Annotated in this window: 12 protein-coding genes; 5 read left to right on the top strand and 7 right to left on the bottom strand. The window is 73.1% G+C overall.

What is annotated here, in order from left to right; translation table 11 throughout:
• Nucleotides 1-132: 132 nt before the first annotated feature.
• Entirely contained in the window at nt 133-411 is a 279-nt protein-coding gene (locus AB0J69_RS44575; protein ID WP_364131258.1) for a hypothetical protein, read from the top strand.
• A 40-nt stretch (nt 412-451) separates the two neighbouring features.
• Nucleotides 452-1,237, top strand: a complete 786-nt coding sequence (locus AB0J69_RS44570) for an intradiol ring-cleavage dioxygenase (RefSeq protein WP_364131256.1) — start codon at nt 452-454, stop codon at nt 1,235-1,237.
• Here AB0J69_RS44570 and AB0J69_RS44565 read toward each other — a convergent pair.
• Nucleotides 1,234-3,198, bottom strand: a complete 1,965-nt coding sequence (locus AB0J69_RS44565) for a translation factor GTPase family protein (protein WP_364131254.1) — start codon at nt 3,196-3,198, stop codon at nt 1,234-1,236. The genes AB0J69_RS44570 and AB0J69_RS44565 overlap by 4 nt on opposite strands.
• Before the next feature lie 185 nt (nt 3,199-3,383).
• Here AB0J69_RS44565 and AB0J69_RS44560 point away from each other — a divergent pair, with 185 nt between their 5' ends.
• Nucleotides 3,384-5,366 (top strand): amino acid transporter, encoded by a 1,983-nt coding sequence (locus tag AB0J69_RS44560; RefSeq protein WP_364131252.1) that lies wholly within the window; start codon nt 3,384-3,386, stop codon nt 5,364-5,366.
• Here the strand turns inward: AB0J69_RS44560 and AB0J69_RS44555 are convergent.
• Nucleotides 5,363-6,262 carry an oxidoreductase gene (locus AB0J69_RS44555; protein WP_364131249.1) on the bottom strand — a complete coding sequence of 300 codons (900 nt, stop codon included), beginning with the start codon at nt 6,260-6,262 and terminating at the stop codon, nt 5,363-5,365. The genes AB0J69_RS44560 and AB0J69_RS44555 overlap by 4 nt on opposite strands.
• A gap of 14 nt (nt 6,263-6,276) precedes the next feature.
• Complete coding sequence (locus AB0J69_RS44550) at nt 6,277-6,750, bottom strand: hypothetical protein (protein ID WP_364131246.1); 474 nt, start codon at nt 6,748-6,750, stop codon at nt 6,277-6,279.
• Nucleotides 6,751-6,863: 113 nt separating this feature from the next.
• On the opposite strand from AB0J69_RS44550, the gene AB0J69_RS44545 reads away from it, so the two are divergent.
• Nucleotides 6,864-7,496 (top strand): TetR/AcrR family transcriptional regulator, encoded by a 633-nt coding sequence (locus AB0J69_RS44545; RefSeq protein ID WP_364131243.1) that lies wholly within the window; start codon nt 6,864-6,866, stop codon nt 7,494-7,496.
• Nucleotides 7,493-8,659 (top strand): FAD-dependent oxidoreductase, encoded by a 1,167-nt coding sequence (locus AB0J69_RS44540; RefSeq protein WP_364131241.1) that lies wholly within the window; start codon nt 7,493-7,495, stop codon nt 8,657-8,659. The genes AB0J69_RS44545 and AB0J69_RS44540 overlap by 4 nt, the downstream gene beginning before the upstream one ends.
• 5 nt (nt 8,660-8,664) lie before the next feature.
• Here AB0J69_RS44540 and AB0J69_RS44535 read toward each other — a convergent pair whose 3' ends face one another.
• From AB0J69_RS44535 to AB0J69_RS44520, 4 genes are all read right to left on the bottom strand, one after another.
• The gene (locus AB0J69_RS44535) at nt 8,665-8,817 is read right to left on the bottom strand and encodes a hypothetical protein (protein WP_364131238.1); all 153 of its coding nucleotides are present in this window, start codon (nt 8,815-8,817) and stop codon (nt 8,665-8,667) included.
• A 50-nt stretch (nt 8,818-8,867) separates the two neighbouring features.
• The gene (locus AB0J69_RS44530) at nt 8,868-11,357 is read right to left on the bottom strand and encodes a PEP/pyruvate-binding domain-containing protein (protein ID WP_364131235.1); all 2,490 of its coding nucleotides are present in this window, start codon (nt 11,355-11,357) and stop codon (nt 8,868-8,870) included.
• Nucleotides 11,354-12,064, bottom strand: coding sequence for a TetR/AcrR family transcriptional regulator (locus AB0J69_RS44525; RefSeq protein WP_364131232.1), 711 nt, complete (start codon nt 12,062-12,064; stop codon nt 11,354-11,356). Before AB0J69_RS44525 ends, AB0J69_RS44530 begins: the two co-directional genes overlap by 4 nt.
• 60 nt (nt 12,065-12,124) lie before the next feature.
• Nucleotides 12,125-15,194 (bottom strand): tetratricopeptide repeat protein (locus AB0J69_RS44520; protein WP_364131229.1); only part of this gene is annotated, 3,070 nt, incomplete at its 5' end.

The raw sequence follows: 15,194 nt of genomic DNA, 5'->3' as shown, positions 1-15,194 counted from the left end.
ATATCGACCGAAAAGGCTTTCGGCGCTGGCCGACTAGCGGCTTTAGCCGCACATGGCGCCAGTTGGCGGGATTCCGACCAACCGGTGCAGATAATCGCCTTCTGGAACCGGCGAAACGGGCGATGGACACCGATGAACGGCTCTCACGAACTCGAACACCTGATGTCCGGCCTGCTGGAGGCCAGCCACCAGGTCACCCTCGAACAGCTGCCCGCCGTGGTGGCCAGGTTCGCCCCCGGGGCGGGGATGGAGGAGGTGGTCATCTACCTCACCGATCTGCAGCAGAACACGCTGCGGCGGCTGGTGGCGCCGGGCACGCCGCCCCGGCCCGGCGACCCGCCGGACGACGCGACCGTGCTGCTCTTCGAGTGGGACGGGCCGCGCCTCCGTGGAAAGTGCCCCGGCTCGTGAGAGGTTCGGGAGGAGCATCCTGACCTCGAAGGAAACTCCAGTGGGACACGATCACGAAGGCCAGCGGGTCAGCCGGCGGCGGCTGATCGCCGGCATCAGCTCGCTCGGGCTCGGCAGCCTCATCGCCTCCTCAGGACCGGGGGTCAGGGCCACCGCCCTGGCGGACTCCCGCTTCGCCGGGGCCCGCACGTGCGCGCTGACGCCGACCGCGACGCAGGGCCCCTTCTACTTCGACGCCGACAAGATCCGCAGCGACATCCGCGAGGACCGGCCGGGCACCCGGCTGCGCCTGGCCATCAAGGTCCAGGACACCGAGTCGTGCGAGCCGGTGAACGACGCGGTGGTGGAGATCTGGCACTGCGACGCGGCCGGGCTCTACTCGGGCGCGGAGAAGGAGTCGAAGAACGACGTCGGCGCTCCGCCGAGCCTCGATGACATCGCCTCGGACGGCAAGTCCGACATGGCCGACATGAAGCCCACCGACGGCAAGCGGTACCTGCGCGGCGCGCAGGTCACCAACGCCGAGGGCATCGTCGAGTTCACCACGATCTGGCCGGGCTGGTACCCGGGCCGGACGGTCCACATCCACGTCATGGTGCACGTGAGCGAGCGGCGGGTGCTGAGCACGCAGCTCATGTTCGACGAGCGGCTCAACGCCGAGGTCCTGTCGAAGCCGCCGTACACGCGGCGGGAGGGCAAGCGCGAGACGTTCAACTCCGGTGACGTCCTCTTCCAGGACGGCATGCTGCTGAAGGTCACCGAGGAGGACGACGGCTATCTCGGCACCATCGTCCTGGCCACCGACTCCGACAAGGACGGCGGCTAGACCCTGCGCACGACGTGCAGCAGATACTCCTTCCGGTTGAGCGGGTTGTGGTCGGTACGCGGGCGCTGCGGGACCGGGCCGCGCACGGGCCGGTAGCGGTCGAAGTCGCACTCCAGCACGCCCTCGCCGCGGGTCAGCGAGGGGAGCTGCTGCTCCAGCTCGTGCACCCGGGCCGCCGGGATCTCCCCCTCCACCAGCGACGAGAGCTGCGTGCGCGGGATCGCGCCGAGCCGGGCCAGCACGGGCAGCACCGGGCCCAGCGTGTCGGGCGGCAGCTCCAGCCGGAAGCGGTGCATCGGCTCGTACACCGTGGTCCCGGCCCGTTTCAGCGCGCTCATCAGCACCAGCGGGACCAGGTTGCGGAAGTCGCCCGCGGTGCTCGACATGCTCTTGTCGAAGACGCCGCCGGAGTGGCTCTGCCGGGCCCAGTATCCGGAGTGCGTCAGCGTGACCACGCAGTCCACCACCTCCCAGCCGTGCAGGCCCTGCCGCAGCGTCTCGCGTACCGTCTCCTCGATCGTCTTCATGAACGAGTACGGCAGCGACCCCAGCTCCACCTCCAGCCCGAACGCGACCCCGCTGCCGATCGCGCCCGGCTCGACGCGCAGGCCCACGGTGGCGAGGAACGGGTTCGGGTCCTTGGCGATCAGCTCGAACGCGGCGCCGGTGCCGGCGGGCCGCTCGACGCAGATCGTGGTGGTCTCGCGGAAGGTGACGTCGAGGCCGAAGTCGTTCATGAGCGTGGCCTGGATGACCTCCTTCTGCACCTCGCCGTAGAGCGAGACGGACACCTCCTGCCGCAGGTCGTCCTGGCGCAGGCCGATCAGCGGGTCCTGCTCGGCGAGCTGGGCCAGCGCGAGGTGCAGCGCGCCCTTGTCGGCGGGGCGGCCGGGGACGACGACCGTCTCCAGGGTCGGCGGCGCGAAGTGGCCCCGCCCGCCGTCCTTGCCCGGCCGGCCGATGGCGTCGCCGATCCGGACGTCGGCCAGCCCCCAGAGGCGGGCGATCCGGCCCGCGGCCACCTCCGGCCGGCGCACCGCCGTGCCGCCGTCGAACACGCTGATCGCGGTCACCTTCCCCGCGCGCCCCTCGCCGAAGCTCAGCCGGTCGCGGGTGCGCAGCGTGCCGCCGAACATCCGCGCGTACGCCACCTTCTCCCCCGCCGGGCCGCGCTCGACCTTGAAGACGGTGCCCGACACCGGCCCCGCGGGGTCGCCCTGGGCGGCGGGCAGCAGCTCCCGGATGCCGGCCATCAGCGCGTCCACCCCGGCGCCGGTGATGGCCGATCCGAAGAACACCGGGTGCGCCAGCCCCTGCCCGGTCTGGGTCACGAGCTCGGCCCGCAGCCGGGCGTAGGAGAGCGACCCCTCGTCCGCCACGTACGCGGCCAGCAGCGCGTCGGCCTGCTCGGTGAGCACGTCGGCCAGGCTCGCGGCGAAGGCGGGCCGGTCGTCGAAGGGCGCGAAGGCGGCATCGCCGGTGCCCAGGCCGGTGGCGGCTCCCATGGCGACGACGGCCGGGGAGAGCTTGGCGGCGAGCTCGCGCAGCACGCCGTCGTACCGGGCGCCGCGGCGGTCGATCTTGTTGACGAAGACGAGCGTGGGGATGCCGAGGCGGCGCAGCGTACGCATGAGCACGCGGGTCTGCGCCTGCACGCCCTCCACGGCGGAGACGACCAGAACGGCGCCGTCGAGCACGTTCAGGACCCGCTCCACCTCCGCGATGAAGTCGGGGTGGCCCGGCGTGTCGATCAGATTGACCGTGGTGTCGCCGATGGCGAAGGAGACGACCGCGGACTTGATCGTGATGCCGCGCTGGCGCTCCAGGGCCAGGGAGTCGGTCTGGGTGTTTCCGTCATCGACGCTGCCGACCTCGTCGATGGCACCGGCGGCGTAGAGCAGCCGCTCGGTCAGGCTGGTCTTACCGGCGTCTACATGGGCCAGGATTCCCAAGTTGAGCATTCGCACCGAACGTCATGTCCTCTGGGTCGACGACTCCTTCTGTCTCGTGGGACATGAACGTTGCTCGCATTGCCTGCTCCTCGCGATCGACCGGCCGGGGTCCAGCACACCAGAGCGAGTCTGCCTGGGGCAACGGATTTACGCCTGGCTAATGTGGGCACGGTTCACGATGAGAGGAAGATCAGGTGGACGGTAGAGGTGGGCTCGTCATCCCCGAAGTGGTCGAGAGCCCGACCCGTAAGGCGGCCCCGTCCGGCGGCCTGACGCGGTGGCTGCTGCGGCACCAGGTGCAGCCGGTCGGCCCCGAGACGGCCGAGGGGCACGCCAAGCCGCAGGCCTGGTGGAAGGTCATGTGCCTGACCGGCGTCGACTACTTCTCCACCCTGGCCTACCTGCCCGCCATCGCCGCGCTGGCCGCCGGGGCGCTGTCGCCGCTGGCCACGCTGCTCATCGTGGCGCTGACGCTGCTGGGCATGCTGCCGATGTACCGGCGGGTGGCCAAGGAGAGCCCACACGGGCAGGGGTCGGTCGCGATGCTGGAGCGGCTGCTGCCGTTCTGGCAGGGCAAGCTCTTCGTGCTGGTGCTGCTGGGGTTCGTGGCCACGTCGTGGATCATCACGATCACGCTGTCGGCGGCCGACGCGTCGGTGCACGTCGTGGAGAACCCGTTCTTCCCGAGCTTCCTGCACGGCCACGAGGTCGCGCTGACCGTGGCCCTGCTGCTCGTGCTCGGCGGGGTGTTCCTGCTCGGTTTCACCGAGGCGGTCGGGGTCGCCATCCCGCTGGTGGCGCTCTTCCTCGGGCTGAACGCCGTGGTCGTCGCCGTGGGGCTCACCGAGGTGCTGGCCTCCCCCGACGCGCTCTCGCGCTGGACGGACGCGCTGACCAGCGGGGGCGGCGGCCTGGGCGGGGTCATCGGGCCTGCCGTGCTGGCCTTCCCGCTGCTCGTGCTGGGCCTGTCGGGGTTCGAGACGGGCGTCAGCATGATGCCGCTGGTCGAGGCCAGGGGTGACACCACCGAGGCGCGGCTGGGCTCGCGCATCGGCAACACACGCAAGCTGCTGACCGTCGCCGCGCTCATCATGAGCGTCTATCTCCTCGCCACCAGCTTCGTGACGACCGTGCTCATCCCGGCCGAGGAGTTCCGGCCGGGCGGGGCGGCCAACGGCAGGGCGCTGGCGTACCTGGCCCACGAGCGGATGGGGGAGATGTTCGGCACGGTGTACGACATCAGCACCATCCTCATCCTGTGGTTCGCCGGCGCCTCCGCGATGGCCGGGCTGATCAACATCGTGCCGCGCTACCTGCCCTCCTACGGCATGGCACCCGAGTGGGGCCGGGCCGTGCGGCCCGTGGTGCTGGTCTACACGGGCATATGCGTGGTGCTCACGATCGCGTTCGACGCCGACGTGGACGCCCAGGCGGGCGCGTACGCCACCGGCATCCTGGCCATGATGGTCTCCGGCGCGGTCGCGGTGACGATCTCCGCCGTCCGCCGCCGGCAGCGGAGGGCCGTCGCCGGGTTCGCCGTGCTGACCCTCGTCCTGCTGTACGCGCTGGTGGAGAACATCCGGGAGAAGCCCGACGGCATCGCCATCTCCGCGCTGTTCATCCTCGGCATCATCGTCATCTCGCTGGTCTCGCGCGTCTCCCGGACGACCGAGCTGCGGGCCGACCGGATCGAGTTCGACGAGGCGGCCCGGCGGTTCGTGACCGAGTCGCTCGCCTTCGACGGGCAGCTCAACATCATCGCCAACCGGCGCGGCTCCGGCGACAAGGCCGAGTACGACGCCAAGGAGGCCGAGCAGCGCGGCATGAACCCGGTCCCGGGCCGGGCGGACGTGCTGTTCCTGGAGATCGACGTCATCGACCCGTCCACCTTCAGCGACGTGCTGCGGGTGCACGGGGTGGAGGTGGCGGGACACCGCGTGCTGCGGGCGGAGAGCCCGGCCGCGCCGAACGCCATCGCCGCCCTCCTGCTCGCCCTGCGCGACGCCACCGGCGTGCGGCCCCACTGCTACTTCGAGTGGGCGGAGGGGGCGCCGCTGATGCACCTGCTGCGCTATCTCATCCTGGGGCGCGGCGACACGGCTCCGGTCGTACGGGAGATCATCCGGGCCGGCGAGCCCGATCCGGCGCGGCGGCCGGGCATCCACGTCGGCGGTTAGAGCGCGTCCAGTCCGGCCCGGTCCTCGTCCGTCAGGACGAGGTCGGCGGCGGCGACGTTCTCCTCCAGGTGGGCGAGCGAGGTGGTGCCGGGGATGGCGAGCACGGCCGGGGAGCGGCCCAGCAACCAGGCCAGCGCCACCTGCGCGCGCGTGGCGCCGTGCCGGGCGCTCACCTCGTCGAGCGTGCGCTCCTGCGCGGCCGACGGCGCCATGCCGGGCGGCAGCTGCGAGGTGTCCAGGCCCGGCTTGAGCAGCCCGGCGGCCAGCGGGAAGTAGGGCACGAACGCCACGCCCTGCTCCTCGCAGGCCCGCAGCACGTCTTCGGCGCCCCGGTCGAGCAGGTGGTAGCGGTTCTGCACGGCGACCACGGGCGCGATCTCGCGGGCCTCCTTGAGCTGCTCGACGGTGACCCCGCTGAGCCCCAGGTGCCGGATCAGCCCGCGCTCGCGCAGCTCGGCCAGCGTGGCGAACGACTCCGCGAGCGGCGTCCCGTCCGGGTGGAGCAGGCCGTCGCCGCCCACCCGCAGGTAGACCAGGTCGAGCCGGGCCCGGCCGAGGCGGGCGAGGTTCTCCTCCACCTGCTCGCGCAGCTCGGCGGGCTTGGCGGCGGCGTTGAAGGAGCGCCACTCGTCCCTGGCGACGCCGACCTTGGTGGCGATGACGAGGTCGTCGGGGTAGGGGTGCAGGGCCTGCCTGATCAGGTCGTTCGCCACGTGGGGGCCGTAGGCGTCGCTGGTGTCGATGTGGGTGACGCCCAGCTCGATGGCCCGGCGGAGCACCGCCAGCGCGTGGTCCGGGTCGGCCGGCGGGCCCCACACCTGGGGGCCCGGCAGCTGCATCGCGCCGTAACCGAGCCTGCCGACGGCAAGGTCGTCGGCGAGTCTGAGCATGGTCATGTGAATCCCCTTCGTCAGGCGCGGGTGGCGAGGCGGGCACGTACGGAGTCGACGGTGACGCCGCCACCGGGATCGCGCTGGAGCTTGCCGCGTACGGTCAGGTCGTGGACGCCCTGGCGGGTGATGCCGAGCACGGCCGCCGCCACCGAGAACGGCACCGCCGACGCGGCGGGATGGCCGGCCCGGCGGAAGACGGCCCGCCCGAACGGGGTGCCCCACCAGGCGACCGGCGGATCGAACGCCGCGTCGCCCGGGTAGAGCGCGCTCACCAGGCGGATCGCGGTGTACGCGGCCGCCCCGTCGTCCTCGCCGAGCAACGTCCGCGCCCACTCCTCCGCCTGCTGCCCCAGCCGCTCGCGCAGCTCCTCGCCCGCTCCGAACAGGATGTCGAGCGGGTCGAGCAGCCGGGCGGCGACGATGCGCGTCAGGTCCTCGACAAGATCCGTGTGCGTCTGCGTCCTGGTCTCCACGACATCCCTCCAGGTCACTGCTGCTTGACGTCAATCATCAAGTACTTGCCTCCCAACGTCAAGTAGCTGTCTGCTGACGTCCAGGTGTACTGTTTGGACAGTTGCCCAAGTCATCTGTCCAAGAGGTATCCATGGCACCGAAGTCCGCGGAACGCGGCAAGGCCACCCGCCGGCAGCTGCTCGACGCGGCCGTCGCCCTCGTGCCCGAGGTCGGCTGGGGTGGCGTCACGACCAGGCTCGTCGCCGAGCGGGCCGGGGTGGCGCCCGGCGTCGTGCACTACCACTTCGCCTCGGTCACGGACCTGCTGGTGGCGGCCGGGCTCGGCTTCACCGGGAGCCTGCTCGACCAGATGGCCGCGGAGCTGTCCGGGCAGCCGGGCATCGGCGAGGGGGTGGACTGGCTGCTGGGCGAGCTGTCGCGCTACAGCGGCACGGACCCGGCCTCGCTGGTGGTGGTGGAGATGTTCCTGGCCGCGACCCGGCTGCCGGACCTGCGCGAGCGGCTCGGCGACCAGATCGGCCGGTTCCGCTCCACCGTGGCGTCCTGGCTGGCCGAGCGCGGCTACCACGGCGACGCGGTCGCGGCGGCCGCGATGCTGGCGGCCTCGATCGACGGGATCATGATGCACCGCGCCCTCGACCCCGGCCTCGACCCCGCCTCCCTGGCCGCCCCCCTGCGCGCCATGTTCGGTCTGGGCCCGGCCGAGCCCGCGCCGCCCGCGGTGCCACCGGCGGAGGACATCAGGAGGAGGAGAGATTCATGAAGGCTCTGATCTGCGGCGCCGGCATCGCCGGGCTGACGCTGGCCTGGCATCTCGAGCGGGCCGGCTGGGAGGTGGAGCTGGTGGAGCGGGCGCCGGCGTTCCGCGACGGCGGCTACATGATCGACTTCTACGGCCCCGGCCACGAGGTGGCCGAGCGGATGGGGCTGCGGCCGCGGCTGCTGCGGGCCCGCTACCCGGTCGACGAGCTCAGTTACGTCGACCGCGACGGAAGGCAGACCAGCCGCCTGTCCCTGACCACCGGCCTGGAAGGGGTGATCAGCCTGCTCCGCGCCGACCTGGCGCGGGCCGTCGCCGAAGACGTACGCGCCCCGATCGCGTACGGCACCACCGTCGAGGCCGCCGAACAGGACACCGCCGGGGTGTCGGTCCGGCTCACCGACGGCACCACCCGCCGGGCCGACCTGCTCGTGGGCGCGGACGGCGCCCGCTCCCGGGTGCGCGAGCTGGCGTTCGGCGACGTGACGCCGCGCTACCTCGGTCACCAGGTGGCGGCGTACATCCTGGCGGACGCGGAGCTGAGCCGCCGCGTCGGCACCCGCTACCAGATGCTCACCGAGCCCGGCCTGATGGCCGGCGCGTACGCCCTGCGCGACGACCGCCTCGCCCTGCTGTTCCTGCGCCGCGAGCCCGACCCGGCCCTGCCCGCCGACCCCGCGGCCGACCTGCGCCGCCACTTCGGCGGGCGCGGCTGGATCCTGCCCGAGGTGCTGGCGCGCTGCCCCGGCCCGGCCGAGCTCTACCACGACCTGGTGACGCAGGTGGAGATGGAGCGCTGGCACCGGGGCCGGATCGTCCTGGTGGGCGACGCGTGCCAGGCGGTGTCGCTGTTCGCCGGCCACGGGGCGTCCATGGCCATGGCGGGGGCGTGGGTGCTGGCCGACGAGCTCTCCGAGGGCGGCGACCTGCCCGGCGCCCTGGCCCGCTACCAGGGGCGGATGGCGCCGGCGATCGCCGAGGTGCAGCAGTTCGGGCGGCGCTTCGTACGGTGGATGGCCCCCTCCAACCGCTGGCGCATCGTCGCCCGCGACCTCATCTTCCGGCTGGCCGCCCTGCCCGGTGGTGGCCGCCTGTTCGTCAACTCGCTCAGCCCGGGCGGCCACCACCTCATCAGCCCTCGACGCGCTTCCCCAACGCCTCGTTGAGGCGGTTACGCCGCAGGCTCCTGGTCATCGGGTCGCCGGGCGTCCGGGTCCTGCCCGCCGTCCCTGCGGTCCAGTGCCGCGACGGCGTTCCTGAACCGGGCGCAGCGTGCCTCCAGCTCGCGTTCGTCTTCGAGAATCCACTGTTCGATCATGGTCATCAGAGTGATCACACACCGGGCGGCGGGAGGGCCGACTTGGCGCAGACTTTTCACGCCAGCAACTCGACCGTGCCCCGCTCGCCGTCCACCCTGATCCGGTCGCCGTCACGCAGCCGCATGGTGGCGTTGCCGGTGCCGACCACGGCGGGGATGCCCAGCTCGCGGGCCACGATCGAGGCGTGCGACAGGGGCGCGCCCATGTCGGTCACCACGGCGGCCGCACGCGGGAACATCGGTGTCCAGCCCACGTTCGTCAGCGTCGTCACGAGGATCTCGCCGGGCTTGAGCCGATCGCCGTCCTCGGGCCCCGAGATGACCCGGGCGATGCCCTCCACCACGCCGGGCGCGCCGGGGAAGCCGGTCACGGTCTCGCTCACCGGCACGGAGACGCCGCGCGCGTCATAGACGTCGGCCCGCCGCGCGGGGTCGGCCGCCCAGCGCACGGGGTCGAAGTGGCCCACGATCAGCACCGGGTAGGGCGGCAGGGCGGCGTACCGCTCGTAGGTGGCGCGCCGGGCCGGCACCCGCTCCAGCGCCGACCGGTCGCCGCGCAGCAGCGCGAGCAGCTCGTCCAGGTAGAGGGAGAACACGTCGTCGCCGATCCCGGTCAGCTCCCCCGCGCGTACGGTGAAGGCCCGCAGCACCCAGAACGCCCGCATGTTCTCCGACCGCGCGGACTCCCGGTCGCGCACGACCGCGTTCCAGCGCTGGACCCGGGCCCGCATCTTGGCCTCCTTGCCCGGGTAACGCTGCGCGAAGCGGGCCCAGGCCCGCTCCCTGGCCGCGCGCTGCCGCTCCAGCAGCGCCTCGGTGTCGTCCTTCATGCCGCGCAGGCCCTCGATCAGGGCGTCGATCCGCGCGGGGTCCTCGCCGGGCCGGGGGATCGACACCTCGAACTCGTGGGGGCCGCGATGCCCGTACGTGCGGGCGAACTCGTCCCTGGTGATCTCCCCGCGCACCAGCCTGGACAGGCCCATCACCGGCCCCATGCTGGCCAGCTCGCCGTCGATGTTGACGCCGGTGAGCATGGCCTCGGCGTCCACCTCGCCCATCATCCTGCGCAGCCGGTCACGCGTGTAGACCAACGTGGAGCCGCCCTGGCGACCGGCGGCCTCCAGCATGCGGCAGGAGGTGACCATGTGCGGGCGGATCTCCCGCTCCCAGAGGCCGGCCAGCTCGGGGCCCGATCCGGTGGCGGCCACGCGCTCGCGCAGTTCCTCGCACCGCTGCTGGGAGGTGGCCAGGAAGGCGGGCATGGCCTTGAGGTTCTCCCGCACGCGGCGCTGGAGGCGCACGGCCATGGGCAGCACGCGCTTGATGATGCCCCAGCGCGACACCCGTACCATCGGCACCTCCAGGCCGGCCGGCACCTTGCCGAAGACCTGCTCGACCGCGCCGAGCCGGCCGCTCATGCCCAGGGCGCGGGCGACGGAGTGGACGACGCTCAGGTTCATGTAGAAGCGGCCGCCGATGTTGCCCACCAGGTCGAAGCCCGGCAGCGCCGAGGAGGACATGGCCTCGTTGATGAACAGGCGCACGAACGACCACGTGATCGGCGTCATCACGTCGGGGATGGCCTCGCCCAGGTTGCCGGCGGTCCACAGGTAGTCGCCCTTGAGGCTGTCGTTCCACTCTTCCAGCGGCGCCTTGAGCCCGGTGATCGGGCGGGCCTGCACGATGGCGAACGTGCCGCCGCGCCGGGTCCACTCCACGTCCATCGGGGTGCCGTACAGGTCCTGGATGCGCGCGCCGAGCCCGGCCAGCTCCAGCGCCTGGGCGTCGTCGAGCACGGGCGCGCCGCGCAGCTCCTCGGGGACCGGGCGCTCCTCGGTGCCGGCGGCGGTGCGCACGGTCATGACCTTCTTGTCGCCGGTGCGCGACTCGGTGACCGCGCCACCGGTCACGACGATCGCGTCCGGGGTGACCTGCCCGCCGACGACCGCCTCGCCGAGCCCCCACGAGGCGTTGATGACGGTCGTGTCGCGGGCGCCGGTGACCGGGTCTGCGGTGAACATGACGCCGGCCGCGTCGGCGTCCACCAGCTCCTGGACCACCACGGCCAGCGCCACGTCCTCGTGCGGCACGCCGTTCTGGTCGCGGTAGGCGATAGCGCGCGCGTTCCACAACGAGGCCCAGCAGCGCTTCACCGCGTCGAGCAGGGCGTCGCCGCGGATGTTGAGGTAGGTGTCCTGCTGCCCGGCGAACGACATGCCGGGCAGGTCCTCGGCGGTGGCGGAGGAGCGTACGGCCACGGGCACGTCGTCGCCGAGCCCCTCGTACGCCCGCAGGATCTCCGCGGCGATCTCGCCCGGCATGTCATGGGCGGCGAACAGCGCCGGGATCGCCCCGGGATCGGCGGCGGCCGCCCGCAGGATCTCCTCCCGGAACCCGGCCACGAACGCCCGGTACGCCTCCGTCGTGACGTGGAAGCCGCCGGGAACGGGCAGCCCGGCCCTGGTCAGCCGGGCCAGGGACGCGCCCTTGCCACCGGCGGTGGCGAGGTCGGCCGCGGCGTCGTCGAGAGGAAGAACGGCCCTCATTTGCCCTCCAACGAGAGCGCCAGCTTCCGCTGGGCGATCTCCACTGTGGTGTCGAGAAAGTCGAGAGTGGCCCGCGCGACGGCCTCCGCGTCGGCGGCGGGCAGCGGGCGGCCGGTGCTCAGGGTCCGCTCGACGGTGACGGCTACCAGGTCCGCGATCCGGTCGTCGGACGGCTTGGCTCCTGGGGGCAGGCCGTCCGGCAGGAACAGGTAGCCGTAGACGATCGAGCTGACCACCATCAGGTAGTCGTCCGGATCGTCCCGCACCGCGCCGTGCTTGACCAGCTCGGCCACGTACGTGTCGAAGGACTCGCCGAGCTGGAACTGGCTCGTGCTCTCCTTCTTGCGGCGGCTGAGCTTGCCGAGGATCTCGGAGTCGGCGGACAGCACGGCCCGGAGCAGGGGCCGCCCCAGCAGCGCCCGGGCGTATTCCCCGAACAGCTCGCTCAGCGTGGCGGGCTCGCGCTCGCGCACGGCGGCCATCATGAGCACCCGCTCGCGGCGCAGCAGCGCGGCGAACATCTCGTCGCGCGTCTTCCAGTGCAGGTAGATGGTGCCCTTGGCGACGCCGGCCCGTCTGGCCACGTCGTCGATCGTGGTCTTGTCGTAGCCCCAGCGCAGCACCAGCTCCGCGACGGCGTCGAGGATCCGGTGCGCCCGCTCGAGCTGGCGCGCCGGATCCTGCGGTGGGCGTCCTGCCCTGGCCATAGGTCCCACCCCATTTGTTTGACTGGATGAGACTATTTGGTCATTTAATTCATGGCAAGTTCACCTGAGTTTGCCCAGCAACGCCTCCGCCTCGGGGGCGAACGAGGGATCCGCGGTCTCGACGGCCGTGGCCAGCAGGCGGCGGGCCAGCTCCAGGTCGCCGCGCTCGTACCGGATCTCGCCGAGCCGGCAGGCGGCCTCGGCGACCAGCTCGGGCTGCTCGCTCAGCCCCAGCGTCAGCTCGTAGTAGCGCAGCGCCCCGTCGCGGTCCCCCAGCCAGTAGCAGAGCTCGCCGAGGTGCGCCGCCGCCATCCCCGACTCGGGGTCGCCCGCGTCGATGACCCGCTGGTACCAGGTGAGCGCCTCCGGGTAGTCCCGCCGCCGCTTGGCCAGCGCGCCCAGGTACATCGCGGCCAGCGCGCCGGCGTGTCCCGCACCGTCCTCGACGGCCCGGCGGTACCACCCGCTCGCCAGCTCCTCGTCCTCGTCGTGGTACGTCTGCCCGATCGCGATCATGGCCCGTACCGCGAGGTCGCCGTCACCCGCGTCCAGCACCCGCAGATAGACCTGCCGCCCTTCCTCCACCTCGCCCGCGCCCACCAGCGCCTGCGCGAACACGCTCAGCGCGGTCGGCTCCCCGCTCTCGGCCGCCGCCCGCAGCGTGCGCAGCGACGCCTCCGTGTCGCCCTGGCGTTCCTGCAGCATGCCGAGCAGGCTGCCGAAGACGCCCTGCACGGGGCTGTCGGCGTCCCCGGCCTGCCGCTCCGCCAGGTTGTAGAAGGCCTCGGAGTCGCCCTCGGCGTCGAGCAGCGACAGCAGCCTGCCGCCGGCCACGAACCGTACGTCGGGGTTCTCGTGCTCGTTCAGCCGCTCGTAGATCGCGCGGGCCTGCGCCGTCTCGCCCAGGCTCTCCAGCCGCTCGCCCACCCGCAGGTCGGTGAACGGGCCGGGACCGGCCAGCTCGTGGTAGCGCCGCACGGCCGCCGGGTCCTCGCACAGGTCGCCCAGCTCGCGGGCCTGCTCCGCGGCCCGGGGGCCCATCAGCTCCAGCACCTCGACGGCCACGTCGTGCTCGCCGCGCCGGCACGCCTGGTAGGCGAGGGCTTCGAGGTTGCTCAGAGCGGTTCGCGCGAGGTCGGTGCCGGTGCCGGCCGCCGCGGCGAACGCCCGGGCGGCACCGAGCTGGTCGCCCTCCTCGTGCAACCAGACGCCGAGCTGCACGCCGCCCCTGGCCACGCCGTCGCGGTCGCCGGACTCGACGGCCAGCCGCACCTCCCGACCGGCTTCCTCCGTGTCGCCCCGCTCCCGCAGGGCCCTGGCCAGGTCCACCCGCATGCTGGGGGTGGTGCCGGGGAAGCCGGTGTCGACGCCCTTCGCGTACAGCAGGGCCGCCTGCTCCAGGTCGCCCCTGGCCTTGCAGGCGTCGCCCCACGTCCAGTACGCCATGGCCACGGTCTCGGGGTCGCCGGTCGCCACGGCCCGCTCGGCCTCCGCCGCCACAGCGTCGTGGTCCTCCTCCTGGAGCAGGTGCACCAGCAGGCGGCGGACGCATTCGAGGTCGCCGGCCGCGGCGCCCCCGGCCAGCACTCGCCGCACCTCGGCGGTGTCGCCGCGCTCCGCCAGCAGCTCGGCGGCGAGGGCGGCGGTGGCGGGCAGGGCGGTGATGGCCGCCTCGATCGCGCCGTCGAGGTCGCCGCGGCGGTGGCGTACGACGGCGAGGTAGTGCCAGGCCGTCCCGGCCGTCTCCGGCACCTCGGTGGCTGGGAGGAGGCACAGCTCGGCGCGGGAGTGGTCGCCCTCGTTGGACAGGACCGCGCCCAGCTCGACCCGGGCCTCGGCCGCGATTCCGGGCTCGCCCAGCTCCGCGACGATCCGGAGGAGCGGCTCGGCCGCGTCCCCCTCCAGCTGTCGCGCCCGTGCCAGCACCTCGCGGAACGCCCGTTCCCTGTCCTCGGTGGCGGCACCCGGCAGGCCCTCGGCCGCGAACACGCCCTCCTGACCGGCGGGCGCGGGCGGGTGGTCGGGAGCGGCAGTCGCGGGCACGCGGTCGGCGCGGGCGGTCGCCGACGCGTGCTCGGGAGCGGATTCGGGTTCCGGTGCGGACAGAGCGCGGCGCAGGCCCGGCAGGTCGTCGGCGTCGAGCGCGAGCAGCACGGCGGCCACCAGCGCCGACCCCGTCCGCCCGGTCAGCGCCGCCAGCGCGCCCTCCCGGTCGCCCTCCGCCGCGAGCACCCAGGGCAGCTCCTCCTCGGTGGCCCGGCCGAGCAGGTGGCGGGACACGGCGGAGGAGTGCGCGCCGTCCTCCCGCGCCGCGGCCCGTTCCAGCGCGAAACGGGCGGCCTCGGCGTCACCGGCCACCGTCAGGCACCGTCCCGCGGCCAGCATGGTCTCCGGCTCCGAAGCAGGATCGATGGCCGCCGCCCGCTCGAACGCCGCCTTCGCCGCCTCCAGCTCCCCGGTCCCGGCCAGCAGCGTGCCGAGCAGGCGCTCGGACTCCCCCGTCGCCGCGGGCGGCGCCGCCGTCATGGCCGCGAGCGCGCCTTCGGTGTCACCGTGTTCGTGCAGCCAACCGGCAAGCCGCAACGTCACCTCGTCCGCCCCGAACGTCGCGGAGGCGGCCAGCCACTCCCGCGCCTCCTCGGCCCGCCCGCAGGCGACCAGCGACTCGCCGAGCATCGTCAGCAGCTCGTCATCGGCGTCCGGCACTCGGGAGAGCACCTCGGAGTTCTCCGGGGAGCGCGCCTGAGAGTGCGTCTGGGAGTTCTTCCCCTGAGAGTGCGTCTGGGAGAGCGCCCGGGAGAGCACCTCCACCGCCTCGGCATGTTCCCCGAGCTCGCGCAGGATCTGGCCGGCGGAGCGGAGCGCCACGCCGTTCAGGTGCCCGTCCTCCCCCAGCGCCCCCATGAACACCGCCACGGCCCCGCGCCGGTCGCCCGCGTCACCGCGCAGGGCGCCGAGGAAACAGCCGGCCCGCTGCCGGTCCTCCGGCTGCCCGGCCGCGACGACCAGCGAGAGCGCTGCGTCGGCGGCGGCCGTCTCGCGGGTGCGCTGCCAGGCGTGCGCGCACTCCATGGCCAGCGCCACGGCCTTGCTGTGCGCGTCCCCGTCGGGCATCGCCCGCGCCGCCGCC

Origin of the sequence: Nonomuraea sp. NPDC049709 (assembly GCF_040674815.1) — a bacterium.
Lineage (GTDB): Bacteria > Actinomycetota > Actinomycetes > Streptosporangiales > Streptosporangiaceae > Nonomuraea.
The sequence above is the reverse complement of the archived record's forward strand: the minus strand, read 5'-3'. Positions and strand labels throughout refer to the sequence as shown.

Excerpts from the sequence above, each read along its gene's own strand:
- AB0J69_RS44565 (WP_364131254.1), bottom strand. The coding sequence starts at position 3,198 with ATGCTCAACTTGGGAATCCTGGCCCATGTAGACGCCGGTAAGACCAGC.
- AB0J69_RS44530 (WP_364131235.1), bottom strand. The coding sequence starts at position 11,357 with ATGAGGGCCGTTCTTCCTCTCGACGACGCCGCGGCCGACCTCGCCACC.
- AB0J69_RS44525 (WP_364131232.1), bottom strand. The coding sequence starts at position 12,064 with ATGGCCAGGGCAGGACGCCCACCGCAGGATCCGGCGCGCCAGCTCGAG.
- AB0J69_RS44540 (WP_364131241.1), top strand. The coding sequence starts at position 7,493 with ATGAAGGCTCTGATCTGCGGCGCCGGCATCGCCGGGCTGACGCTGGCC.
- AB0J69_RS44535 (WP_364131238.1), bottom strand. The coding sequence starts at position 8,817 with ATGACCATGATCGAACAGTGGATTCTCGAAGACGAACGCGAGCTGGAG.
- AB0J69_RS44575 (WP_364131258.1), top strand. The coding sequence starts at position 133 with ATGAACGGCTCTCACGAACTCGAACACCTGATGTCCGGCCTGCTGGAG.
- AB0J69_RS44555 (WP_364131249.1), bottom strand. The coding sequence starts at position 6,262 with ATGACCATGCTCAGACTCGCCGACGACCTTGCCGTCGGCAGGCTCGGT.
- AB0J69_RS44545 (WP_364131243.1), top strand. The coding sequence starts at position 6,864 with ATGGCACCGAAGTCCGCGGAACGCGGCAAGGCCACCCGCCGGCAGCTG.